Origin of the sequence: Gordonia alkanivorans (assembly GCF_004011905.1) — a bacterium.
Taxonomy (GTDB): Bacteria; Actinomycetota; Actinomycetes; order Mycobacteriales; family Mycobacteriaceae; genus Gordonia; species Gordonia alkanivorans.
Map to the genome: position 1 here is coordinate 3995104 of NZ_CP027114.1, position 24634 is coordinate 4019737.

The following is a 24634-nucleotide window of genomic DNA, read 5'->3' on the forward strand; positions in this document are numbered from 1 at the left end:
CCGCTAGGCCAGATCGATGACCTGTCCCTGACGCACGAGGTCGACCGGTCCCGAGAAAGTGCTGCGGGCCTCCGCGAGGATCTCTGCCGAATCGGTCCAGGGAGCGATGTGGGTGATCGCCAGCGCCCGCGCGTTCGCCTTCGTCGCGGCCTCCCCCGCCTCGATCCCGGACAGATGCAGGTCCGGTGGGCGTTCCGACGGCGAATGGGTCCACGACGCCTCGCAGAGGAACAGGTCCGCGTCGGCGGCGAGGTCGATGAGTTCGTCGCAAGGAGCGGTATCGCCGCTGTAGGCGATGACCTGCCCCTCCGGCCCGGTGATACGCAGCCCGAAGGTGGACGGGGGATGGTTGACGTTCATCGCCTTGATGCGCATGCCCCCCAGGGTCACCTCGAGACCGTCGCGCCACTCCTGGACGTCGAAGGTGTCGGAGATGTCGTCGACCTGACCCGGAAACTCCGACGAGCCGTAGCCGATCCGTAGCGCCGTACCCGGCGGGCCGTAGAGCGGGGCACGCTCCTTCGCCGGTGATGGTGCATAGCGTCGCCAGACGAGCATGGCCGGCAGATCCAGGCAATGGTCGGCGTGCAGGTGGCTGAGCACCACCGCGACGCTGTTCGGATCGGTCACCCGCTGCAGCTCGCCGAACACCCCCGGTCCGCAGTCCAGCAGCACCGGCTGCTCGCCGGGGACGGAGAGCAGGTAGCCCGAGCACGCCGCCCCCGGACCGCCCACACTGCCCGAACATCCGAGGACCGTGAGACGCATAAGCCCTACTGTGCCATGCCCGCGAGGCTCGCTGCCGGGTTACCGGGTCACAAGTACGCGGCGAAGATCCCCTGGGTCGGCTAAAGGTGCTGCACAGCCCCGACAACGGGGCCCAGGAACCGCCGGGAGAGCTTCGCGAACATCTCCGGGTCACCGGTCGCCTGGAAGACGCGCGACGCCTCCCGACCGGTGTGCGGGTGCAGCAGGTCCATCTCGGTCAGGACGCGGTAGAGGTCTTTGGCCGTCTCCTCCGCGCTCGACACGAGCGTCACCTCGTCGCCCATTGCGAGCTGCAGGACGCCGGTCAGCAACGGGTAGTGCGTGCAACCGAGCACGACCGTGTCGACGCCCGCCTGCTGGAGGGGTTCGAGGTATCCCTGCGCCAGGCCGAGGATCTGGCGTCCGCTGGTGATCCCGCGTTCGACGAAGTCGACGAAGCGCGGGCAGGGTACGGCGGTGATCACCGCGTCGCGGGCCGCGGCGAACGAATCCTGGTATGCGCGTGAGGCGATGGTGGCCTCGGTGCCGAGCACGCCGATCCGGCCGTTCTTGGTGGCGACCACCGCTCGACGCACCGCGGGGAGAACGACCTCGACCACCGGGATCGGCGCGTAGCGTTCCCGGGCGTCACGCAGGCAGGCTGCGGACGCGGTGTTGCAGGCGATGACGATCGCCTTGACGCCGCGCTCGGCCAGGTCGTCGCCGATCGCCAGCGCGTGCTTGCGGATCTCGGGGATCGTCAGCGGACCGTACGGGCCGTTCGCGGTGTCGCCGATGTAGACGATGTCCTCGTCGGGCAGCAGGTCCATGATGGCGCGCGCCACGGTCAGTCCGCCGACGCCGGAGTCGAAGATCCCGATGGGTGCCTCGGGATCGGAGGTCCAGACGGGCATGTTGGGTTGCGCGGCTATGACGCCACCCCCGGGGTCGCGGTGCGCTGCTTGCGTTTGCGGTCGCCCGAGGCGAGGAACCAGGCGGCCAGCACGCCGGCGATCGCGCCGAACAGATGCGCCTGCCAGGAGACGACGGGATTGCTCGGCAGCACGCCCCAGAGGATCGAACCGTAGATCAGGAAGAGCACGACGCCGCCGAGGATCTGCCACAGGTCGCGGTTGAACAGACCACGCACGATGAGAAAGGTGAGCCAGCCGAAGATGATGCCCGAGGCGCCGACCGTGATCGAGTAGGGCGCGGCGAACAACCACACCCCTACCCCGGAGATCACCCAGATGATGCCGGTGACGATGAGGAACCGCTGCGTCATCAGCACCAGGAAGCAGAGCACCGCCCCGGGCATGAGGTTGGCGAACAGGTGTTCCCAGTCGGCGTGCAGCATCGGCGCCCAGAGGATGCCGTCGAGTCCGTCGACCTGGCGGGGTTCGATGCCGTTCTGGTCGAGGTCATATCGGGTGGCCGCGTCGATCAGCTCGACGACGAACAGCGCCGCGATGATGCACACGGTGGTGATCAGCGAACGCAGCCAGAGCGGGCGCGAGCGCCGCGGCTGTTCCTGCCCGACCGGTGGGGTGTACGACGTCATGGCCAGTTTCTCTTCGGGTCTCGACTCATCTCAGGTGACGTTCCGGCACTGCCGGTCACGCCCAGAGCTGACCTTCGAGTGCCTGCTCCGCGTCGTCCAGGCTACCTTCGTAGACCCCGGTCGAGAGATACTTCCACCCCGCGTCGGGAACCACGAAGCCGATGTCGGCACGGATGCCGTCCTTCATCGCCCGGCGCCCGATGCCGCGTGCGGCCTGCAGGATCGCGCCGGTGGAGATGCCCGCGAAGATGCCTTCGAGGTCGATCAGCTCGCGCACGCGGGCGACCGCGTCGACGCCGGTCACCGAGAACCGGCGGGTGAGCACCGAGTCGTCGTAGAGCTCCGGGATGAAGCCCTCGTCGATGTTGCGCAGGCCGTACACCTCGTCGCCGTAGCGGGGTTCGGCCGCGACGATCTCGATCTCGGGATTGCGTTCGCGCAGAAAACGTCCGACGCCCATGAGCGTCCCAGTGGTGCCCAGGCCCGCGACGAAGTGGGTGATCTCCGGCAGGTCGGCGTAGAGCTCCGGGCCGGTGCCCTCGTAGTGGGCGGCGACATTGGCGGCGTTGCCGTACTGGTAGAGCATCACCCAGTCGGGGTTCTCCGACGCCAGCTTCTTGGCCACAGCCACCGCGGTGTTCGACCCGCCCGCGGCCGGCGAGGAGATCACCTTCGCGCCGAACATCCGCAGCAGCGACCGGCGCTCCTCGGAGGTGTTCTCGGGCATCACGCAGATCAGTTGGTAGCCCTTGAGTTTCGCGGCCATCGCCAGCGAGATCCCGGTGTTGCCGCTGGTGGGTTCGAGGATCGTCGAACCCACGTGCAGGAGCCCGTCGCGTTCGGCCTGCTCGATCATGCGCAGCGCCGGACGGTCCTTGATGGAGCCCGTCGGGTTGCGGTCCTCGAGCTTGGCCCAGAGCCGCACGTGCGGTCCGTCGGCCGAGTCGTCCCAACGCGGGGAGAGCCTCTGCAGCCCGATCAGCGGGGTGTGGCCGACCGAGTCGATGAGTGAGTCGTAGCGCGCCACGCTCAGCAGCCGCCGGCGACCGCGGGCAGGATGGTCACCTCGTCACCGTCGTCGATGGAGGTGTCGAGACCGCCGGAGAACCGGACGTCCTCGTCGTTGACGTAGACGTTGACGAACCGGTGCAGCTTTGCGGTGCCCTTCTCATCGGATGCGACCAGGCGCTCCTTGAGTCCGGGGTTGCCCGACTCCAGGTCGTCGATCAGCGCGGCGAGCGTCGCACCGGAACCCTCGACGCGCTTGGCGCCGCCGGTGTGGGTCCGCAGGATCGTCGGGATGGACACGGTGACGGGCATATTCAGCTCCTGATCTCGATCTCTTCTTCGGTGACCGTGCCGTCGACGATGCGATAGCTACGGATCTCGACGGTCTCCGGGTCCCGGGTGGACACCAGCACATAGTGGGCGCCGGGCTCACCGGCGTAGGAGATGTCGGTGCGGCTCGGGTAGGCCTCGGTCGCGGTGTGCGAGTGGTAGATCACCACCGGCTCCTCGTCGCGACGATCCATCTCGCGCCACACGGACAGCTGCTCGGCGGAGTCGAATCGGTAGAACGTGGGCGACCGTTCGGCGTTGACCATCGGGATGAACCGCTGCGGGTCGTCGGAACCCTCCGGCCCGGCGATCACGCCGCACGCCTCGTCCGGATGATCGGCGCGGGCGTGCGCGACCATCGCGTCGACGAGTTTCTGATCGATCTCGAGCATCGGTGTCCCGTTCTCCTTCGCAGACGCGGGGCCCGTTACGGGCACGTCGGTTCGGCGACCGGTCGTCGCACTTGTCTGATGGGAACGCCGGCCCGTGAACGCCTATTCCGAAACCGGTTATGACCGGCGTCACCGGCGGGTGACCGGTACGAGCAGGTCAGGCGAAAGCCGACGGTGCGGCGTCGGCGTACGTGGGGATCGAGGCCACCGACTCGGCGGCCAGCACGGCGTCGACGATCGCCCGCTGGACGACGTCGGCCGCACATCGGGAGACCTCGGCGATGATCGCCGCGTCCGCGTGCATGCCGGGCGGCGAGGCGGTCGCCGGATCGGTCGACTCCGGCCGGACCGCCCCGGTGGAGACAGCGAAGATGGTGTCGCCGTCGAGCGGCGAGTGGGCCGGGCGGATGGCGCGACCCAGGCCGTCGTGACCGGCCATGGCGATCCGGCGGGTCATCGCCGCATCGAGTGCGGCATCGGTGGCGACGACCCCGATCGTGGTGTTCAGAACGGTGTGTTTCTCCGCGAGTTCGGCCAGGTGCGCGATGTCGGCGGCCTCGGGACGCGTCAGGCCCAGTTCGGCGAGCTCGCTCTCGCCGAGGTCCCACGGCAGCCCGGTGGTCGGGTCGATGACGGCGCCGACCGGGTTGGCGACCATCAGCGCACCGACCGTGACACCGGCCGCCGGACCCGTCTCGATCGTCACCGAGGCGGTGCCCACGCCGCCTTTCAGCGCACCGGCCCGGGCACCGGCTCCCGCTCCCACACTGCCGACCGCGAAGTCGGTCCCGGCCACGCGGACCGCCTCGGCACCGAAGTCGGCGTCGGGCCGGTGATCCCACGCGCCGACCGGCAGATCGAAGATCACCGCCGCCGGCACGATGGGCACCACGTGCCCCCTGGTGTCCAGGGGCAGGCCGACCCCCTCGGCCTCGAGCGCGCGCATCGCACCGTCGGCCGTCGCGAGGCCGTAGGCGCTGCCGCCGCTGAGCACGATGGCATGCGCGGTCTGCACGGTGTTCGACGGATCGAGGAGATCGGTCTCCCGGGTGCCCGGGCCTCCGCCGCGCACGTCGACCGCCGCGATCGCGCCCGGCCCCGAGATCCGGACCACCGTCGTACCGGTGGCCCAGCCGTGGCCGTCGGGCGTCTCAGCGGTGCCGGAGACCTCGGCGTCGGCGTCGACGCGGTGACTGTGCCCGACAGTGATCCCGACGACGTCGGTGATGCGGTCACCCGGGCGGGCGGGTCGTCCGATGGTCGTCACGTGCACCTCTGCTCTCGTCGATCCCCGACCGGAACTCCGAACTCGGACAAAACTCCCGAAAGGAGCTGCGTCAACGAGGATCGTAGGTCACATCACCGCTTCCACGAGCAGATCCTGCATCACGGTCAGCCAGTGATAGACGTCGAGATGCGCGGCGTGCGGATGGTCGGGCGGCAGCCGATCCGGGGTGTCCTCCGAGATGCCGAGCATCGCCCCGAGCGCGAGACGGACGTCGTTGAGGGCGGTCAGCCATGCGGTCGCCTCGTCGACGGTGAGCGCGAGGTCGCCGCCCCCGTCCGGCAGGGTGTCGAGAAGTGTGTGGGCCGCAGCGAGTTTGGCGTTGATGATCTTCGGCTCGTTGACGCTGCGCAGCGCGGAGTTGAGTCGGCCGTTGACCACCTCCGCGGAAAGTTCCTCGTCCTGATCCGGCCGATGGAAATCCGGCAGCAGGCGGCCGAGGGTGGCGTCGTCCGGCGCGTCGGAGTGGCCGATGCGGATGCCGGTGACCTCCGACAGCGCGTCGCTCGGCGCGGTGTCGGCGCGTTCGGCGAGGAGCTCACACATCGAGGAGACCAGCGACGCGAGCAACTCGGCCTCGTGCGAGCCGAGCTGGGAGGTGATCCGGATCGACTCGCCGCGGCCCTTGCGTTTCCAGGTGCGCACGCCTCAGTGTCTCCCCACCGTCGACGACGGTCCGGTCCCCGGCGGCAGCATCTCTGTCCCGGTCATGAATCGCGCTGCATGGTGGCCCACAGGCCGGCCGCGTGCAGTTTGCGCACGTCTGCCTCGACCTTGTCCCGATCGCCGCTGGAGACCACGGCCTTGCCCTCGGTGTGCACCTGCATCATGAGCTGATTGGCATGCGACTCCGAGTAGCCGAAAATCTTCTGGAAGACGAAGGTCACGTACCGCATCAGATTGACGGGGTCGTCCCACACGACGGTCATCCAGGGTTTGTCGAGATCCGCCGCGCCGTCGGCCACCGCGGGTTCGGCAACCGCGGTACCGCCGGGGGTAGCCTCGTGCGCACGAGTTTCGTCAGGCGCCATGAGGACAAGGGTAACGCGATAGTGAGCATCGACAACACTGCGCTGCTGACCGACCAGTACGAACTGACCATGGTCGCAGCGGCTCTGCGGCACCCGGTCGCGCACCGGCCGTGCGTGTTCGAGGTGTTCGCCCGCCGACTCCCCGACGGTCGTCGGTACGGCGTCGTCGCGGGTACCGGACGTGTCCTCGCCGAGCTCGCGGGGTTCCGTTTCGGCGACGAGGAGATCGCCGTCGTGGAGCAGTTCCTCGACGCCGAGACCGTCGCATGGCTGCGCGACTATCGCTTCGCCGGGGACATCGACGGCTACCGCGAGGGCGAGCTCTACTTCCCCGGTTCCCCGATCCTCACGGTTCGGGCACCGTTCGCCGAGGCGGTTCTCCTCGAGACGTTGATCCTGTCGATCCTCAACCACGACAGCGCCATCGCCTCGGCCGCCGCCCGGATGGTCAGCGCGGCCGGTTCCCGCCCGATCATCGAGATGGGCTCCCGACGCACCCACGAGCGGGCCGCCGTCGCGAGTGCCCGCGCCGCCTACCTCGCCGGTGTCGCCGCGACGTCGAACCTCGAGGCGAATCGTCGTTTCGGCGTGCCCAGCGCGGGCACCGCCGCCCATGCCTTCACCCTCGGTTTCACCGGACCCGACGGCCCCGACGAGAAGGCGGCCTTCGCCGCGCAGATCGAGGCCCTCGGAGTCGGCACCACACTGCTCGTCGACACCTACGACATCACCCAGGGCGTCCGCAACGCGATCGAGGTCGCCGGCCCCGCACTCGGTGCGGTGCGCATCGACTCGGGGGATCTCGGTGTGCTCGCGCGTCAGGTGCGCACTCAGCTCGACGACCTCGGGGCGACGAACACCAAGATCGTGGTGTCCGGCGACCTCGACGAGTACGCGATCGCCTCGCTGCGCGCCGAGCCGGTGGACACCTACGGTGTCGGGACCTCGCTGGTCACCGGGAGCGGCGCACCGACCGCGGGTATGGTCTACAAGCTCGTCGAGGTGGACGGTCTGCCCGTCGCCAAGCGGTCGAGCCACAAGGAATCGCGCGGCGGCGCGAAGGCGGCCGTGCGGGCCGCGCGGGGCAGTGGGACGATCGTGGAGGAGATCGTCTACCGAGCCGACGGGCCGCGCCCTGATGCCGACGGTGGTCTCCACCTCCGGGATCTGCAGATCCCGCTGGTCCGCGGCGGGGAGCCGGTGGCATCCCTGCCATCGCTGACCGACGCGCGCGCCCACCTCGCGGCGGGGCTGGTGAGCCTGCCGTGGGAGGGCCTCGGCCTCTCTCACGGAGACCCAGCGGTGCCGACCCGCTACCAGCTCGGCTGACGAGCACACCCTTCGATCCGCCAGGGAGTACCTGATGAGCAGCGAACGCAACGACGGCACCAAGCCGGCCGACGCGTTGGTCGTCGTCGACGTCCAGAACGACTTCTGTGAGGGCGGTTCCCTCGCGGTCAACGGCGGTGCCGCCGTGGCCCGGGCGATCAGCACAATCGTCGGCGAGTACCGAACCGTCGTCGCGACGCGCGACCACCACATCGATCCGGGTGCACACTTCTCCGACGACCCCGACTACGTCGACACCTGGCCGCCGCATTGCGTGGTGGGCACCGACGGCGTCGCGTTCCATCCCGAATTCGATTACGCCGCAGCGCAAGATGTCTTCTCCAAGGGAGAGTACGACGCCGCGTACTCGGGTTTCGAGGGCATCGCCGACGACGGGACCACGCTCGAGCAGTGGCTGCGCGATCACAAGATCTCGTCGATCGACATCGCGGGCCTGACCACCGATCACTGTGTCCTCGCCACCGCGCTCGACGCGGTGAAGGCGGGCTTCACGACCCGGGTGCTGCTCAACTTCACCGCGGGCGTCGGCGCGGAGACCACGTCCGACGCATTGTCGAGCATGCGTGAGGCCGGGGTCGAACTCGTGGGCGATCTGCTCTACGACGGCTCCTACGGCACGGGTTAGTCCCCGAGGGAACCGCAGAGCCCGCTGATCCGTCTGAAACTCACACACCCCATCTCGCACCATCTCGAACGAGGACCCCGGAACACCACATGCCGAACACTCCCCCGGTGACCGAACTGCTCGACACCGCGGTCTCCGCGCTCGGCGGTCGTCGACGTGACGGTCAGGTCGCCATGGCGTCCGCCGTCGCACACGCGATCGACACCGGCGAACATCTCGCCGTGCAGGCCGGCACCGGCACCGGAAAATCGCTGGCGTACCTCGTACCGGCGATCCGCCACGCGGTGGAGACCGGCCGGACCGTCGTGGTGTCGACGGCGACGATCGCACTGCAGCGGCAGCTGATCGAGCGCGATCTCCCCCGTCTCGCCGGCGCCCTCGCCAAGCCGATCGGCCGCAAGCCGACCTTCGCGATTCTCAAGGGTCGCGGTAACTATCTGTGCCTCAACAAGATCCATTCGGGTACCGCCGACGAGCCGGACACCGAGTTGTTCGATCCGTTCGAGCTGTCCCGCACCGGACGCGATGTCACCCGGTTGCGGGAGTGGAGCAGCGACACCGAGACCGGCGACCGCGACGACCTCGTTCCCGGTGTCGCCGACCGCGCCTGGCGACAGGTCAGCGTGTCCGCGCGCGAATGCCTCGGCGCCGCCAACTGTTCCTACGGCGAGGACTGTTTCGCCGAGCAGGCCCGCCGCCGGTCCGGCAAGGTCGACGTGGTGGTCACCAACCACGCGCTGCTGGCGATCAACGCGACGAGTCCCGCCAACGTGCTCCCCGAGCACGACGTCGTGATCATCGACGAGGCCCACGAGCTCGTCGATCGGATGACCTCGGTGGCCACCGACGAACTGTCCGCGTCGTCGATCGCGCTCGTCTCCCGGCGCGTCGGCAAGCTCGTCGACGAGGAGACCGCCGACGCGCTCCTCGGCGCCGGGGAGCAACTCGGCGAGCTGCTGGAAACCGCCCCGAAGACGCAGTGGACCCAGCTGCCTCCCGACGCGACCTCCGTGCTGGTGATGTTGCGTGACCGGCTGTGGCAGACCCGTACCGCGATCGGCCCGGTGCGCGCTCCCGGCGCAGGCGACGACGGCGCGGCCGCTGCCCGGTCGGCGGCCCTCACCTCGCTCGACGACATGCACGACACGGTCGTGCGCGTCCTCGGCGCCTTCGACGAACCCGACGAGTCCAAACGCCGGGACGTGGTGTGGGTCGGCCTCGACACCTCCCGGCGCGGTGCCGAACCCCGACCGGTGCTGCACATCGCACCGCTGTCGGTCGGGGGCCTGCTGCGGGCGTCGCTGTTCGCCAATTCGACGGTGATCCTCACCTCCGCGACCCTCACGATCGGTGGTTCGTTCGACGCCCTGGCGGCGACCTGGGGCCTGCCCGCCTCCGGCCGCGGCACCGATCGTCCGGCCGCCGACGAACCGGGAACCGATGAACCAGGTCCCGACCCGGCTGCCTCGCGCAACATCACGGCCAGCGGCAAAGCGGTGCCGTCGGATTCGGGTTCGGCACGGTGGACGGGCTTGGACGCCGGCTCTCCGTTCGACTATCCGAAGTCGGCGATCCTCTACGTCGCCCGGCACCTCCCCCGGCCCGATCGGTCGGGTATAGCGCCGCGGACGATGGACGAGATCGCGAACCTCGTCGACGCCGCCGGCGGGCGCACCCTGGGACTCTTCTCGTCGATGCGCGCCGCGCGCGAGGCGGCCGAGGCCATCCGCGAACGGTGTGATCATCCGGTGCTGTGCCAGGGCGACGACACCACCTCGACGCTGGTCAAACGCTTCGCCGAAGACCCCGAGACGTGCCTGTTCGGCACGCTGTCGCTGTGGCAGGGCGTCGACGTGCCCGGGCCTTCGCTGAGTCTGGTGCTCATCGACCGCATCCCGTTCCCCCGCCCCGACGACCCGCTGCTCACCGCGCGGCAACGCGCGGTCGACGCACGGGGCGGCAACGGCTTCCTGTCCGTGGCTGCCAACCACGCGGCGCTGCTGCTCGCGCAGGGCGCCGGCCGATTGCTGCGTTCGGTCGACGACCGCGGCGTCGTCGCGGTGCTCGACTCCCGGCTGGCCACAGCCGGTTACGGGGGCTATCTGCTCGCCTCGCTGCCGCCGATGTGGCGGACCACCGACCCCGCGGTCGTCCGCTCGGCGCTCAGCCGGCTCACCGCGGCACCCCGTCCGGTGGGCTGATCGGCCCGCGAGGAGACACCCGACACGAGGACCGCGTACGACAAGACAATCGCGTACGCGGGGCACTAGGTTGGGTAGCGGTGATACCAACGCAGGCGAGACCGACAACGCACCCTGGCCAGTCGCGGGAGCTGACGAGAGGAGGCTTCGAGTGATCGGGCGCATGGGTATCGATGACATCGCACCCCTCGTCTCCGCAGGGCAGCAGCCCGCGAAAGCCGTTGTGGGAGAGTTTTTCCCGATCAGCACCACCGCATGGCGCGAAGGTCACGACGCGATCGGCGTCACCTTGCACATCGAGGCACCGCGACGCGGGGTCCTCGACATCCGCATGACGCCGGCGCCCGAACCGGACACGTTCAACGCGGCGTTCGTCCCCGACACGGTCGGGTTCTGGTCGTACCGCATCGAGGCCTGGAGCGACCCGTACACCACCTGGCGATCGGCGGTCATCAAGAAACTCGACGCCGGTCAGGGCGCCGCCGACCTGGCCAACGACCTCGAGACCGGCGCCCGAGTCCTCGAGCGCGCCGCCGAGGGCATCGTCGACGAGAACCGTGAACTCCTGCTCGACGCGGTTCGTCTGCTCCGCGCCCGACGCCGCCGTGTCGAGAACCGGGTGAGTCTGGCGATCTCCGAGGAGGTCGTCGAACTGCTCCACGACAACCCGGTCCGCGAACTCGTCACCAAGAGCCGCACCTACCGCGTGTGGGTCGACCGCACCCGCGCCCTCTTCGGGTCCTGGTACGAGTTCTTTCCCCGGTCCACCGGCGGCTGGGACGGCGAGGGCAACCCGGTGCACGGCACCTTCCTCACCGCAGCCGAGGATCTGCCCCGCGTCGCCGGGATGGGATTCGACGTCGTCTACCTCCCGCCGATCCACCCCATCGGCGAGGTCAACCGCAAGGGACGCAACAACACGCTCGTCGCCGGGCCCGACGACGTCGGTTCGCCGTGGGCCATCGGGTCGAAGGACGGCGGCCACGACGCGATCCACCCGCAGCTGGGTTCCGAGGAGGACTTCGAGTACTTCGTCGGACGGGCGCGGGAGCTGGGTCTCGAAGTCGCCCTCGACCTCGCACTGCAGTGCGCACCCGACCATCCCTGGGCGACCGAACACCCCGACTGGTTCATCATCCAGCCCGACGGCACGATCGCCTACGCGGAGAACCCGCCGAAGAAGTACCAGGACATCTACCCGCTCAACTTCGACGACGACCGCAACGGCATCTACCGAGCCGTGCTGAAGGTGGTCCTGCACTGGGTCGGTCTGGGCGTCGACATCTTTCGCGTCGACAACCCGCACACCAAGCCCCCGAATTTCTGGGAGTGGCTGATCAGCGAGGTCAAGAAACGGAACCCGGACGTGCTGTTCCTGTCCGAGTCCTTCACCCGACCGGCACGTCTCTACGGTCTCGCCCGCCTCGGGTTCACCCAGTCCTACACGTACTTCACCTGGAAAACGGAGAAGTGGGAGCTCGAGCAGTTCGGTCGCGAGCTGGCCGAGCACGCCGACGAGGCGCGCCCCAACCTGTTCGTGAACACCCCGGACATCCTCCACGAGAGCCTGCAGCACGGCGGCCCGGGCATGTTCGCGTTGCGCGCCGCCCTGGCCGCGACCCTCGCCCCGACCTGGGGCGTCTACAGCGGTTACGAACTCTACGAACACGTGGCGGTCGCCGAGGGCAGCGAGGAGTACCTGGACTCCGAGAAGTACGAACTGCGCCCGCGCGACTACAAGGCGGCGACGAGCCGCGGCGAGTCTCTGGAACCGTGGATCACCTCGCTCAACGAGATCCGCCGCCGGCATCCCGCCCTGCAGCAGTTGCGGAACATCCACTTCCACCACGTCGACAACCCGTCGCTCATCGCGTACTCGAAGATCGATCCGGTGACCGGCGACCGTGTCGTGGTGGTCATCAACCTCAACCCGTACGCCGCTGAGGAATCGACCGTGTGGCTCGATCTCCCCGCACTCGGATTCGAGTGGTACGACCACTTCTCGGTCCGCGACGAGGTGTCCGGGGAGGAGTACTGGTGGGGGCAGGACAACTACGTCCGGCTCGAGCCGTGGCGCGCGGTCGCCCACATCCTGGCCCTGCCGCCACTCGACCCCGCTGCCGCAGCGCGACTCGCCTATCGAATCCAGTGAGGTGCCCGTGACCGATCTCGAGTCCCTCCCCGACCCGAAGGCGTCCGATCACGATCTGCGTCGGCTCGACGCGCTGACCCACCCCGAACCGCACGCGTTTCTCGGGGCGCACGACGCTCCGGGAAGTTCCACGATCCTGCGCACCCTGCGACCCGACGCGCTGTCGGTGTCCGCGGTCATCGGCGGCGTCGATCACCCGATGACCCGCCAGACCGACGACCTGTGGGTCGTCACCGTGCCGATCGCCGACCTGATGGACTACCGCTACCGGATCGTCTATCCCGACGGCTCGGGCGGCACCGCCGAGTTCGTCGTCGCCGACGGTTATCGCTTCCTGCCGAGCCTCGGCGACGTCGACATCCACCTGTTCAGCGAAGGCCGGCACGAGACGCTGTGGGAGGCACTCGGAGCCCGCGTCGTCTCGTACACGACCGCCGACGGCGAGGTCGCCGGCACCGCGTTCTCGGTCTGGGCGCCCAACGCGCACGGAGTGGCCGTCATCGGGGACTTCGACCACTGGACCGGCCGCGTGGCTCCCATGCGCAAGGTCGGGGTCAGCGGTGTCTGGGAGGTGTTCGTCCCCGACGTCGGCGACGGCGCGCACTACAAGTTCCGGGTGCACGGCGCCGACGGCGTGATCCGCGACAAGGCCGATCCGATGGCCTACCGGACCACACCCCCGCCGTCGACCGCGTCGGTCGTCACACAGTCGCGGTACGTCTGGTCCGACGACGCCTGGATCGCGCGACGGGAGGCCTCCTCGCCCGAGCGCGAGCCGATGAGCATCTACGAGGTCCACCTGGCGTCGTGGCGTCAGGGTCTGGGCTACCGCGAACTCGCCCACCAGCTCGCCCACTATGTCGTCGAGAAGGGCTTCACACACGTCGAGTTCCTGCCGGTGGCCGAACACCCCTTCGGCGGTTCCTGGGGCTACCAGGTGACGTCGTACTACGCGCCGACGGCCCGCTTCGGCACCCCCGACGACTTCCGGTACCTCGTCGACCATCTGCATTCGCGTGGCATCGCGGTGATCGTCGACTGGGTCCCCGCCCACTTCCCGAAGGACGAGTGGGCCCTGGCCCGCTTCGACGGCACGCCACTCTACGAGCACGCCGACCCGATGCGCGGCGAGCAACTCGACTGGGGCACCTACGTCTTCGACTTCGGACGCCACGAGGTCCGCAACTTCCTGGTCGCCAACGCGCTGTTCTGGTTCAGCGAGTTCCACATCGACGGGCTGCGCGTCGACGCCGTCGCGTCGATGCTGTACCTCGACTACTCACGTCCCGACGGACAGTGGCGACCCAACATCCACGGCGGCCGCGAGAACCTCGAGGCGGTGCAGTTCCTGCAGGAGACCAACGCCACGGTCCACAAGCACTTCCCCGGCGTCATCACCGTCGCCGAGGAGTCCACCGCCTGGCCGGGCGTCACCCGGATGACCGATCTCGGCGGTCTCGGTTTCAGCTTCAAATGGAACATGGGCTGGATGCACGACAGCCTCGACTACCTGTCTCGTGATCAGATCCACCGCAGCTTCCACCACCACGAGATCACCTTCTCGCTGATGTACGCGTGGAGCGAGATCTTCGTGTTGCCGCTCTCGCACGACGAGGTCGTCCACGGCAAGGGCACGCTCTGGACGCGGATGCCCGGTGACTCCTTCACCAAGGCCGCCGGTGCGCGCGTCTACCTCGCGTACATGTGGTCGCATCCCGGCAAGCAGTTGCTGTTCATGGGCCAGGAGTTCGGCCAGACAGGCGAGTGGGCCGACAATCGCAGCCTCGACTGGCATCAGCTCGAGGGCTGGGAGGGTGAACTGCATTCCGGGATCTCGGCGCTGGTCACCGACCTGAACCGGATCTACCAGGCTTCCCCTGCCCTCCACACCCAGGACATCACGCCGCTCGGCTACGAGTGGATCGACGCCAACGACACCGCGAACAACGTGATCAGCTTCCTGCGGTTCGGGGAGGACGGATCGGTCGTCGCGTGCGTCTTCAACTTCTCCGGCTCGGATCGCGTCGACTACCAGGTCGGCCTGCCGCAGGGCGGGGTGTGGGAAGAGATCCTCAACACCGACGCCGACGCCTACAGCGGTGCCGGCCGCGGCAACCTGGGCGCGGTGACCGCCGACGGGCCGTCGTATCACGGGCGCCCCACCTCGGCGCGGGTCATGCTGCCGGCGAACTCCGCCATCTGGCTGGCTCCCCGCAGCCCGTAACCCCCCTCGATGCGCAAACCCAGCACCTCGGAGGTGCTGGGTTTGCCGAAAAGTGGAGAATCTGCGGATCAGTAGAGCGCGCTGGCCAGCTTCCGTCGAGCGGACACAACGAACGGTTCGGCCGGATCGAACAGCTCGAACAGCTCGAGCAGCCGGGTCCGGGCGCGGGTGCGTTCCTCGCCGTTGGTCACGCGGACCACGTCGATGATCCGATCGAAGGCCGCCTCGGGCTGCTGCGACAGCAGCAGGACGTCCGCCGCCGCGAGCTGGGCGTCGATGTCGCGCGGTGACGCGGTCTCGACGATGTTCGGGTCGTGCGCCTGCGCGCGCAGGATGAACTCGAGGTTCCGCGCCGCCGACACCGCCTCGACGTTCTCGGGTTCGGCTTCCGCAACGGCGCGGTACGCGGCCAGCGCTCCATCGAAGTCGCCGTCGTTGAGCTTCTCCTCGGCGGCGAGCATGCGCGGATCGGTCTGCTCCGTCTCGGGCGCCGCACCGGCAGGGGCGTCCGGCAGCGCGTCGCCGACCTGCGCGAAGATCTCATCGATCCACGCGGTGATCTCAGCCTCGGACCGGACGCCGTTGAACGCGGTGACGGGCTGTCCCTGCACGATCGCGACGACCATCGGGATCGACTGCACGCGGAAGGCCTGCGAGATACGGGGATTCGCGTCGACGTCGACCTTGGCGAGCACCCAGCGGCCACCGGACTCGGCGGCGAGACGCTCGAGGACCGGCGAGAGCTGCTTGCACGGCCCGCACCACTCGGCCCAGAGGTCGACGACGACGAGTTGCTGCATCGACCGGTTGAGGACCTCGGCCTCGAACGTCTCCTCGGTGACGTCGATGACGCTCGTACCGGCCGGAGCCGGGGGCGGGGGCGGCGCGCCGGGCCCGGAAGCCTCGTCGGGTTGCGCCTGGGCGCGCTGGGTGGCCTGGGCCCGCTGCGCATGGGCGCGTTGGGCTTCGGCCCGCTCCTTGATCCCGCCGAGATCGACGGCACCGGTCATGGCCATGGCGGCGGCAGCCTGCTGACGGGCCGCCGCGGCGGCCTGCTGACGATTGGTTGGTCGCGTCACTCCTCTAGTGTGGCACGACCACCCGGGCTCGTTGACCTAGGTTCGCCGAGCGCGGACACCGGTTGTTCGCGAGGGCGGACGACCCCGGCGAAGAACACGGCGAGCAACAGCGCGGCCAGTGCCGCGAGAAGTCCGATGTCGAGACTCGTTCGGCTGCTGATGAACCCGACGACGGCGGGACCGGCGAGCATGCCGAGATACCCGCAGCCGACGACGACCGAGATCGTCCGGCCACCCGCGGAGTCGGTGAGGTTGCCCGCGGCGGTGAAGATCTGCGGGATGAGGCCGGCGAGTCCCAGGCCGAAGACCGCCCACCCGGCGACCGCGAGTGCGGGTATCGGCGAGGCGATCGCGATCGCCATACCGGCCATGCCGACGAGCGCGCCGACCCTGAGCACGCGGACCGCACCCACCGCGGCGACCACCGGGTCGATGACGAATCTCGCGACCGTCATGGTCGCGCTGAAGGCACCGAAGGCGATCGCGCCGATCGCCTCGCTGGTCCCGTGGCTCTCGACGATGTGCAGGGCGCTCCAGTCGTAGGCGGTGCCCTCGGCGAGCATCAGTCCGAAGGCGACGACCGCCAGGAGCACGAGCCGGCGCCGGTCGATGCCGTGCCACCACGAGCCGGCGCCGATGTCAGACGATGTGTCCGGCGCCGGGCCCGCCGGCGCCTTGTCGTCTCCGGTGAGTTGGCGCGCGACCGCGGCGACGACCAGGAAGCCCGCGAAGGCCGCGCAGGCGACGGTCGGCACGACCCCGGCGTCGGCCCACAGCGTCGCCGCGACCACGCCGGACCCGACGAGGCTTCCCGCGGAGAAGAAGCCGTGGAAGGAGGACATGATCGGCCGGCGGTAGGCGCGCTCCACCGCGACGGCCTGGGCGTTCATCGACACATCGAGGCACCCGTTCGCGAAGCCGAAGGCCGCGAGGGCGGCGCCGAGGGTGAGAGTGTCGACGGCCAGCACCGGCGTGATGATGACAGCCGAGAGCAGCGATGCGGCGAAGACGGTGAGCGGCCGGGAACCCCAGCGGTCGATCAGCGGGCCGCACAGTTGCATGCCGACGAAGGCGGAACCACCCAGGAGGAGCAACAGGCCGCCGAGCTCGTCGTGTCCGACGTCGGTGCGGCCGCTGATGACCGGGATGTGCGCCACCCACATGGCGGCGAGGAAGCCGTTGAGAGCAAAGATCGTGGCGACCGCCCGCCGAGAGCGGCGAGGTTCGGTCGCGGGGTGCACCTGCACTCAGGAGCCCGAACCCAGGTGGCGTTCCACCCGCTCGACCTTGCCGGTCAGTTCGCCGGTGTGCCCGGGACGAATGTCGGCCTTGAGCACGAGTCCCACGCGTGGCGCATGGGCGGCGACGGCATCGGTGGCGGCCTTGACGACCGCTATCACCTCGTCCCAGTCGCCCTCGAGGTAGGTGAACATCGACGTGGTCTGATGCGGGAGCCCGGAGGCACGTACCACCTCGACGGCGGCCGCGACCGCCGCACTCATCCCGCCGTCGGCGTCGACGGCGGTTCCGCCCGAGGGCGTGAGGCTGAATGCGACGATCAGGGGACCACCTCCGGGATCAGGCGGTGGCCTGCTGCGGCGACTGTTCGGCCGACAACTCGGCGAGGTGGCCGTTGCGCTTGGCCCACCACTCGAAGACGATCGTGCCGAACGGCGGAACGCTCGACGCGAGCGCCAGCAGGGTGACGATCGGGATGCCGATGCGTCGCCCGCCGAGCGGGATCTCCCACTTCACGGAATTCCACTTGAGCTGGAACGCGGTGATCAGGGCGACGATCACGAAGATCACGAAGACGGCACCGTGGGTGGCGCCGGGAAGCGCGATGGCCTCGGGGTCGTCGTTGACGCGCTTGAGGATCATCCCGACGATCAGCCACGCCCAGGTGATCGCCTCCGCCACGGCGACGAGGCGGAAGCGCTTGGCGGGCGTGGTCAGGTCGAAGAAAGACAGCATGTTCACCATTCTGCCTGCCGGCGGAGACTTCTACGACAAAGTGTCGTAGAAGTCTCCTTCAGCGGGTGTGTCAGGCCTTCGGGACGCGGACGATCAGGGCATCGCCCTGGCCGCCGGCACCGCACAGCGCGGCCGCGCCGACGCCACCGCCACGGCGCTGCAGCTCGAGGGCGAGGTGCAGGGTGATTCGGGCGCCGGAGGTACCGATCGGGTGGCCGACGGCGATCGCTCCACCGTTGACGTTGATCTTGCCCTCGTCGACACCGAGCTGTTGCGCCGAGGCCAGGCCGACCGCGGCGAAGGCCTCGTTGATCTCGATGAGGTCGAGGTCGGCCGGGGCGATGCCCTCACGGGCGCAGGCCTTGGCGATCGCGTTGGCCGGCTGCGCCTGCAGGCTGGAGTCCGGACCTGCGACGACGCCGTGGGCGCCGATCTCGGCGAGCCAGGTCACGCCCAGCTCCTCCGCCTTGGCCTTGGACATCACGACGACCGCGGCCGCACCGTCGGAGATCTGGGAGGAGTTGCCCGCGGTGATGGTGCCGTCCTTGCGGAAGGCCGGACGCAGGCCCGAGAGCGACTCGGCGGTGGTGTTGGCGCGGATGCCCTCGTCCTCGGCGAACTGGATCGGGTCACCCTTGCGCTGCGGGATCGACACCGGCACGACCTCGTCGTCGAACACGCCGTTCTTCCACGCGGCGGCGGCGAGCTGATGACTGCGGGCGGCGAACTCGTCCTGCTGTTCGCGGGTGAAGCCGTCCTTGTCGTTGCCCTGCTCGGTCAGCGCACCCATCGGCTGATCGGTGAAGGCGTCGTGCAGACCGTCGAAGGCCATGTGGTCGACGAGCTCGGTGTTGCCGTACTTGAAGCCACCGCGGCTGTTGGGCAGCAGGTGCGGGGCCTGGGTCATCGACTCCTGGCCGCCGGCGACGACGACGTCGAACTCACCGGCGCGGATGAGCTGGTCGGCGAGCGCGATGGCGTCGATGCCCGAGAGGCACATCTTGTTGATGGTCAGGGTCGGGACGTCCCAACCGATGCCGGCCTTGATCGCGGCCTGACGAGCCGGCATCTGACCTGCCCCCGCGGTCAGAACCTGGCCCATGATCACGTACTGGACCTCCGAAGCCGGGACACCGGACTTCTCGAGTGCGCCCTTGATGGCCACCGCACCCAGGTCGACGCCGCTGAAGTCCTTCAGCGAACCGAGGAGACGGCCGAAAGGCGTGCGTGCACCGGCGACGATGACCGTCGTGTTGTCAGCAGTCGAGGACATGGAAAGGAACCTCCGGGGGTGGGTCGTGCGGGGGGCTACCGAGCGCCCGCTCTGTGCGCTCTGACCCTCAACGCTACCGTTGTGACATGAGCACCTCTGCATCTGACCCCAGCACTTCTGCCGGCGCGACCGCCCTGATCTCCGACCTGGTCGTCGCGATCGACCACGTCGGTATCGCCGTTCCGGACCTGGACGCCGCCAAAGAGTGGTATGCGACACATCTCGGCTTCGAGACGCTCCATCAGGAGACCAATGCCGAGCAGGGTGTCGAGGAGGCCATGGTCGGCCCCGCCGGCGGTGGCGCCGTCATCCAGCTTCTCGCGCCACTGAACGAGGAGTCGACGATCGCGAAGTTCATCGGTCGCAACGGCCCCGGACTGCAGCAGCTCGCGGTACGCGTGACCGACGTCGACGCCGTCATGACCCGCCTCACCGAGGCCGGCGTCCGCGTCCTCTACCCCGCCGCGAAACGAGGCACCGCGAACTCGCGCATCAACTTCGTCCATCCCAAGGATGCGGGTGGCGTCCTCCTCGAACTCGTCGAGCCGGCCGCCGACGCCGCACACTGATCTCGGACCGCTCTGCCCGAACCGAAAACCGTTCGGGCGCTTGATAAAATCCCCTCCGTTCGCACCCGGCCGGCACTCCGGTGCGAACGCCGGTGCCGGCGCGTGCGCACCCGAGTGGTCGTCCATGCGCCGCCACCGAAGACCGTGTCGCCGATAACGCCGACACCACACCCCGACGCGACTCCGACCGGGCTTCGAGCTCCGGGCGTCTCGGATACACTGGCCCGCATGCCAGGTCCCGCACGGCAATTGCCCTTCGCGATCGTGATGCGCGGTTATGACCGTGAGCAGGTCGCCGACCATCTCCAGCGACTCGATGCCGAGTTGCGGGTTCTCGCCGCCGATCGCGACGCCGCCACCGCCAACGCCCACGAGCTCGCCTCCCATCTCGAAGAGGCGCGCGACGAGATCGCCGAACTCCGGCGCGAGATCGACAAACTCTCGGTGCCGCCCACCACCGCTCAGGGAATGAGTGAGCGCCTCTCACGCATGCTCCAACTCGCCTCCGACGAGGCCTCGGAGATGCGGGCCGAGGCCTCCGCCGAAGCCGCCGAGACTCTTTCGATCGCACGCCAGGAAGCCGCCGACATGCGCTCCGAGGCGGCCGCCGAGGCAGAGCGGATCCGCAGCGAGGCGCAGGCGGCGGCGAAGAAGCTCGTCGACGAGGCCTCGGCCCGCGCCCGCCAGGTCAAGGAGACCGCCGCGGCCAACGAGTCCGAGTCGGCACGCCTCATCGCCGAGCGAACCGCAGCGATGGAGGCCGAGCACACCAAGACGATGAAGGCGGCCAACGACGAGGCCCGCCGCATCGTCGAGAAGGCGAAGGCCGAAGTCGCCGAGCTGGAAGCCGTCAGCGAACGTGAACGCGCCGCCGAACGCGAACGTCACGTTGCCGAAATCGCCGACCAGCGTGAGCGCGCACTCGGCGAGGCCAACCACATCCGGCAGACCGCGCTCGACATCGCCGGCGAACGCCTCAACCGGTCGCGCGAGATGGCGCAGGCGGCCGACCGAGCGCGCCAGGAGATCGCGGCCAACCTGGGTCAGCTCCGCGACAAGCTCGCCGAACTGCCCGAGTTGCTGGCGCAGCCGGAGGACTCCGAGTACGACGTGCTCTCCGACACCGACGATCTCGAGCTGCTCAATCGCAAGCTGTCACCGGAGGCCCGCGCCAACGCCTGAGCGGGGCCCGGAATCGGCGGCGCCCCGCGCTCAGAAGAGCCGGAACTCCGTACTCTCCGCACCGCGTAGGGCTTCGTAATCCAGCACGACGCAACGGATTCCACGATCCTCGGCGAGCGTTCGCGCCTGCGGCTTGATCTGCTGCGCGGCAAAGACGCCGGCGACGGGAGCGAGCGTGGTGTCGCGGTTGAGCAGTTCCAGGTAGCGCGTCAGCTGCTCGACGCCGTCGATCTCACCGCGTCGTTTGATCTCCACGGCCACGGTGGCACCCGCGGCGTCGCGGCACAGCAGATCGACAGGTCCGATGGCCGTCATGTACTCGCGCCGGATCAGGGTGTGGCCGGGCCCCAGAGTCTCCACGTGCTCGGCGAGCAACTCCTGGAGATGCGCCTCGACGCCGTCCTTGACCAGACCGGGATCGATCCCGAGTTCGTGCTGCGAATCGTGTTCGATCGACGCGATCGTGATCCGCAGTTCCTCACCCGCCTTGTTGGTGACCACCCAGTAGGCCTCTGCCTCGGTGCCCTCGGGCACGGCGGCCTCGGTGAGCCAGCACGGCGGGCTCATCCAGTTGAGCGGCTTGTACGCGCGGTCGTCGGCGTGGACGCTCACCGACCCGTCGGACTTGATCAGAAGCAGACGCTTGGCCATGGGCAGATGGGCGGTCAGCCGCCCGACGTAATCGACCTGACACTCCGCGATGACGAGACGCACGAGCCCACCCTAGGGCATCGGCTGCACCGTTCTCACGCCCCAGCGCCGTTCCTCACGTTCCCGCGGCGGGCCCTGAGGAGCGACCGGAGCCTGCGGAGGACGCCCCCTACCGCTCCCTGAGGAGCGACCGGAGCCTGCGGAGGACGCGTCTCGAAGGGTCACTGGTCGTAGTAGTGCTTGAGCATGAAGGTCTCCGCGTCGATGACCGCATCCTCCATCGTCGTGTGGACGTGCGGGAGGGTCGGATCGAAGCCCTTGAGGTCGACCGGCGCATCGGGATTCCGGGTGAGCCACTCCTCGCGCTGCCGTTCCACACTGGCTCGCACGACGCCGTCGGGATCGACGAGCGCCGCACGACGACCACTGTCGGCGAACAGTCGTTTGATGCTGAGCACCATGGTCCGCGCGACCGCGTCGATGACACCGAGTCGTGAGATCTCGACGATCACCACGGTGAAGTCGTCCATGTCGGCCACGAGACGCCGGTGAACGCTCTCGGCCCCGGCGAAGGTCAGGTCGCCCTGCAACTCGTAGACGCGGATCCGGTCGCGGCAGGTGCGCAGATAACTGCGCTCGCGTTCGCTCCACTCCGAGCTCACCGGGGTGTCGGTGAGGTCGTAGACCGTGCGGATGGTCACCCGGCTCTCGCGGGTGACGTTGAACATGTGGAGCCCGAGGTCCTTCGACAGGTGCTGGCACGTCTCGACGCCACGGACGCTGTTGCCGTGCTCGTCGAGTCGCGGCGAGTACACCCCGATTCCCAGCTGCCCCGGCAGCACGGCGAGGATGCCGCCGCCCACGCCGCTCTTGGCGGGCAGGCCGACCGAGGTGACCCAGTCGCCGGCCCCGTCGTACATGCCGCAGGTGGTCATCACGCTCAGCAGCCGTTGGGCGATCTCATGGGTGAACACCAGACGGCCGGTGCGCGGATTGAGGCCACCGTTGGCGATGGTCGCGCCGATGCCGGCGAGATCGTCGGTCGTCACCCGGATCGAGCACTGGCGGTAGTAGAGGTCGATGGCCGCATCCGGATCGGTGTCCAGCGCACCGAAGCTGTCGAGCATGTACGCGATCGCACGGTTACGCGAGCCGGTGGCCGACTCAGACGCGTAGACCTCTTCGTCCATCGAGAGACGACGACCCGCACAGCCCGAGTAGAAGTCGAGGATCTCGGCGAAGGCCGACTCGATGTCGGCAGCGGTCACGTCACGAGTCGCCGGGAGCAGCATGGACGCCGCGAAGATGGCTCCGGCGTTGATCATCGGGTTCTTGGGGCGCCGGCGATCGTCGACGCTGATCTCGTTGAAGGCCTCACCCGACGGTTCGACGCCGATCTTGGCGTCCACCGCGGCGACCCCGTGCTTTCGTAGGGCCATCGCGTACGTCAGGGGCTTCGACACCGACTGAATGGTGAAGGTCGTGGTGGAATCCCCGTGCGAGTACGTGAAGCCGTCATGGACACACATCGACAGCCCGTATCCCTCGGGATCGACGACGGCCAGTTCGGGGATGTAGTCGGCGACGTGGCCGGACAGGTCGTCACGAACGTTGTCCATGATGTGGCGGAGATAGCCGTCGACAAGGGATTCCATGGGGCAATCTAAGCGTGTCCAGCGGCGATCGGGTAGCCGACGCGGCGGACGACGCGACGAGGCACACAACAGCCGGGAATCCGGCACAGACGTGACTAGGCTGGGGCCCGAGTGAGTTCCGCCCCGAGGAGACAGTTGGGAGCACCGATGAAGCTGCTCGTCGCATACATCGCCACCTCCGGGGGCGAGGACGCGGTGGCCCTGGGTGCGTGCCTGGCACGCACCTTCGACGCCGAACTCGAGATCTGCATCGTCATCCCGCCCGAACCGGCCGGGGCCGACGACGCGGTGGAAAGACTTTCCGACGCCCTCGACAGCGCAGCACGACGCTGGCTCGACGAGGCGGCCGCTCGTCTACCCGACGACATCGAGACCACGACGACCATCGCCGAGCACGCCAATCCGGCCGAGGGACTCATCATCGAGGCCCGACGCACCAATTCAGACATCCTCGTCATCGGCGGAGCCGGCGGAGGGATCAGCGGTCGGCACACGCTCGGAACGGTCGTCAACGACATCCTGCATTCGTCGCCCATCCCGGTGGCGGTCGCACCGCCCGGTTTCGCGCATCTCGGCGCCGACGAGGTCCGGGAGATCACCGTGACCATCGGTGACCGTCCGGGTGCGCCCCTGCTGTTCGAGACCGCCATCCGCAGTGGCATCCGAGCTCATCGGCCGATCCGACTGGTGTCCATTCTCGCGATCGACGACATGCAGCCCTGGCGGAACGTCCCCGAGGACACGGCGATCGAATCTGCTCGCGCACATGCCCAACGGGCCCTCGACGAAGCGAGAACCCAACTGCCGGAGAACTTCCCGGTGACGTCGACGGTCGCACAGGGCTCCACCATCGAGGAAGCGGTGGAGTCACTCGAGTGGCACGACGGCGATCTGGTGATGGTCGGTTCGAGCCGGCTGGCCGCCCCGAACACGTTGTTCCTGGGGACCACCGCCGCGAAGATACTCCGAGCTGTTTCGGTCCCGATCATCGTGGTGCCGAAGAGCACCCACTGATTCTGCCGCCGGCACCGGGATGGTGTGGAAGTCGTTACGGGGTGTCGGCGTACTGCTTCTACACGCTGGTGGGCGGGGATGTGTGTGGAATGCATTGTGGCCCTACACGATTACTCGTGTAGGGCCACAATGGGATGTTGTGTTCGGCGGTGTCCTACTCTCCCACACTGATTAAGGTGCAGTACCATTGGCGCTGGAGGGCTTAGCTTCCGGGTTCGGAATGGGGCCGGGCGTTTCCCCTCCGCTATGGCCGCCGTAACTTTATGAAACAATCCACAACGGTTTGTTTGTTTGTTGTGTGTTGTCTCAGAAGATGCATAGTGGATGCGAA

Annotated in this window: 24 protein-coding genes and 1 rRNA gene; 8 read left to right on the forward strand and 17 right to left on the reverse strand. The window is 68.5% G+C overall.

What is annotated here, in order from left to right; translation table 11 throughout:
* Nucleotides 1–3: 3 nt before the first annotated feature.
* From C5O27_RS18120 to clpS, 9 genes are all read right to left on the reverse strand, one after another.
* On the reverse strand, nucleotides 4–768 hold the full coding sequence (locus tag C5O27_RS18120; RefSeq protein WP_127963309.1) for a cyclic nucleotide-degrading phosphodiesterase: 765 nt from the start codon (nucleotides 766–768) through the stop codon (nucleotides 4–6).
* Nucleotides 769–848: 80 nt separating this feature from the next.
* Nucleotides 849–1661: a glutamate racemase gene (gene murI / locus C5O27_RS18125; RefSeq protein ID WP_127963310.1), complete on the reverse strand. Its 813-nt coding sequence runs from the start codon at nucleotides 1659–1661 to the stop codon at nucleotides 849–851.
* A gap of 14 nt (nucleotides 1662–1675) precedes the next feature.
* Nucleotides 1676–2308, reverse strand: coding sequence for a rhomboid family intramembrane serine protease (locus C5O27_RS18130; RefSeq protein ID WP_006359574.1), 633 nt, complete (start codon nucleotides 2306–2308; stop codon nucleotides 1676–1678).
* A 55-nt stretch (nucleotides 2309–2363) separates the two neighbouring features.
* On the reverse strand, nucleotides 2364–3335 hold the full coding sequence (locus C5O27_RS18135; protein WP_006359575.1) for a PLP-dependent cysteine synthase family protein: 972 nt from the start codon (nucleotides 3333–3335) through the stop codon (nucleotides 2364–2366).
* 2 nt (nucleotides 3336–3337) lie between these two features.
* Nucleotides 3338–3628 carry a MoaD/ThiS family protein gene (locus tag C5O27_RS18140; protein WP_127963311.1) on the reverse strand — a complete coding sequence of 97 codons (291 nt, stop codon included), beginning with the start codon at nucleotides 3626–3628 and terminating at the stop codon, nucleotides 3338–3340.
* A 2-nt stretch (nucleotides 3629–3630) separates the two neighbouring features.
* Nucleotides 3631–4038 (reverse strand): M67 family metallopeptidase, encoded by a 408-nt coding sequence (locus C5O27_RS18145; protein ID WP_127963312.1) that lies wholly within the window; start codon nucleotides 4036–4038, stop codon nucleotides 3631–3633.
* Between the two features lie 157 nt (nucleotides 4039–4195).
* Nucleotides 4196–5305, reverse strand: coding sequence for a P1 family peptidase (locus C5O27_RS18150; RefSeq protein ID WP_040004228.1), 1110 nt, complete (start codon nucleotides 5303–5305; stop codon nucleotides 4196–4198).
* Between the two features lie 87 nt (nucleotides 5306–5392).
* Nucleotides 5393–5968 carry an oxidative stress transcriptional regulator AosR gene (gene aosR, locus C5O27_RS18155; RefSeq protein WP_127963313.1) on the reverse strand — a complete coding sequence of 192 codons (576 nt, stop codon included), beginning with the start codon at nucleotides 5966–5968 and terminating at the stop codon, nucleotides 5393–5395.
* Nucleotides 5969–6030: 62 nt separating this feature from the next.
* Entirely contained in the window at nucleotides 6031–6354 is a 324-nt protein-coding gene (gene clpS / locus C5O27_RS18160; protein WP_006359580.1) for an ATP-dependent Clp protease adapter ClpS, read from the reverse strand.
* A gap of 21 nt (nucleotides 6355–6375) precedes the next feature.
* On the opposite strand from clpS, the gene C5O27_RS18165 reads away from it, so the two are divergent.
* From C5O27_RS18165 to glgB, 5 genes are all read left to right on the forward strand, one after another.
* Entirely contained in the window at nucleotides 6376–7683 is a 1308-nt protein-coding gene (locus C5O27_RS18165) for a nicotinate phosphoribosyltransferase (RefSeq protein WP_127963314.1), read from the forward strand.
* Between the two features lie 34 nt (nucleotides 7684–7717).
* Entirely contained in the window at nucleotides 7718–8329 is a 612-nt protein-coding gene (locus C5O27_RS18170) for an isochorismatase family protein (RefSeq protein ID WP_127963315.1), read from the forward strand.
* Between the two features lie 89 nt (nucleotides 8330–8418).
* A complete protein-coding gene (locus C5O27_RS18175) occupies nucleotides 8419–10530 on the forward strand; it encodes an ATP-dependent DNA helicase (protein WP_127963316.1) in 2112 nt (703 codons plus the stop codon).
* 151 nt (nucleotides 10531–10681) lie between these two features.
* Nucleotides 10682–12682, forward strand: coding sequence for a maltotransferase domain-containing protein (locus C5O27_RS18180; protein WP_127963317.1), 2001 nt, complete (start codon nucleotides 10682–10684; stop codon nucleotides 12680–12682).
* Between the two features lies 1 nt (nucleotide 12683).
* Nucleotides 12684–14906 (forward strand): 1,4-alpha-glucan branching protein GlgB, encoded by a 2223-nt coding sequence (gene glgB / locus C5O27_RS18185; protein WP_127963318.1) that lies wholly within the window; start codon nucleotides 12684–12686, stop codon nucleotides 14904–14906.
* A gap of 68 nt (nucleotides 14907–14974) precedes the next feature.
* Here glgB and C5O27_RS18190 read toward each other — a convergent pair whose 3' ends face one another.
* From C5O27_RS18190 to C5O27_RS18210, 5 genes are all read right to left on the reverse strand, one after another.
* Nucleotides 14975–15922: a tetratricopeptide repeat protein gene (locus C5O27_RS18190; protein WP_127963874.1), complete on the reverse strand. Its 948-nt coding sequence runs from the start codon at nucleotides 15920–15922 to the stop codon at nucleotides 14975–14977.
* Nucleotides 15923–15981: 59 nt separating this feature from the next.
* A complete protein-coding gene (locus C5O27_RS18195) occupies nucleotides 15982–17232 on the reverse strand; it encodes an MFS transporter (protein ID WP_127963319.1) in 1251 nt (416 codons plus the stop codon).
* On the reverse strand, nucleotides 17233–17547 hold the full coding sequence (locus C5O27_RS18200) for a thiamine-binding protein (protein WP_040004226.1): 315 nt from the start codon (nucleotides 17545–17547) through the stop codon (nucleotides 17233–17235).
* 16 nt (nucleotides 17548–17563) lie between these two features.
* Nucleotides 17564–17959 carry a DUF3817 domain-containing protein gene (locus C5O27_RS18205; protein ID WP_006359589.1) on the reverse strand — a complete coding sequence of 132 codons (396 nt, stop codon included), beginning with the start codon at nucleotides 17957–17959 and terminating at the stop codon, nucleotides 17564–17566.
* A gap of 70 nt (nucleotides 17960–18029) precedes the next feature.
* Nucleotides 18030–19232: an acetyl-CoA C-acetyltransferase gene (locus C5O27_RS18210; RefSeq protein WP_006359590.1), complete on the reverse strand. Its 1203-nt coding sequence runs from the start codon at nucleotides 19230–19232 to the stop codon at nucleotides 18030–18032.
* A gap of 86 nt (nucleotides 19233–19318) precedes the next feature.
* Here C5O27_RS18210 and mce point away from each other — a divergent pair, with 86 nt between their 5' ends.
* Nucleotides 19319–19801: a methylmalonyl-CoA epimerase gene (gene mce, locus C5O27_RS18215; RefSeq protein WP_006359591.1), complete on the forward strand. Its 483-nt coding sequence runs from the start codon at nucleotides 19319–19321 to the stop codon at nucleotides 19799–19801.
* A gap of 228 nt (nucleotides 19802–20029) precedes the next feature.
* Nucleotides 20030–20983: a coiled-coil domain-containing protein gene (locus tag C5O27_RS18220; protein ID WP_127963320.1), complete on the forward strand. Its 954-nt coding sequence runs from the start codon at nucleotides 20030–20032 to the stop codon at nucleotides 20981–20983.
* A gap of 30 nt (nucleotides 20984–21013) precedes the next feature.
* Here the strand turns inward: C5O27_RS18220 and nucS are convergent, their stop codons facing one another.
* The gene (gene nucS, locus C5O27_RS18225) at nucleotides 21014–21697 is read right to left on the reverse strand and encodes an endonuclease NucS (protein ID WP_127963321.1); all 684 of its coding nucleotides are present in this window, start codon (nucleotides 21695–21697) and stop codon (nucleotides 21014–21016) included.
* A gap of 158 nt (nucleotides 21698–21855) precedes the next feature.
* Nucleotides 21856–23289 carry a glutaminase A gene (glsA, locus tag C5O27_RS18230; protein WP_127963322.1) on the reverse strand — a complete coding sequence of 478 codons (1434 nt, stop codon included), beginning with the start codon at nucleotides 23287–23289 and terminating at the stop codon, nucleotides 21856–21858.
* 147 nt (nucleotides 23290–23436) lie between these two features.
* Between glsA and C5O27_RS18235 the strand changes: the two genes are divergently transcribed.
* On the forward strand, nucleotides 23437–24303 hold the full coding sequence (locus C5O27_RS18235; protein ID WP_127963323.1) for a universal stress protein: 867 nt from the start codon (nucleotides 23437–23439) through the stop codon (nucleotides 24301–24303).
* Between the two features lie 141 nt (nucleotides 24304–24444).
* Here the strand turns inward: C5O27_RS18235 and rrf are convergent.
* Nucleotides 24445–24561: ribosomal RNA gene (rrf, locus tag C5O27_RS18240) — 5S ribosomal RNA — on the reverse strand.
* Between the last annotated feature and the right edge of the window lie 73 nt (nucleotides 24562–24634).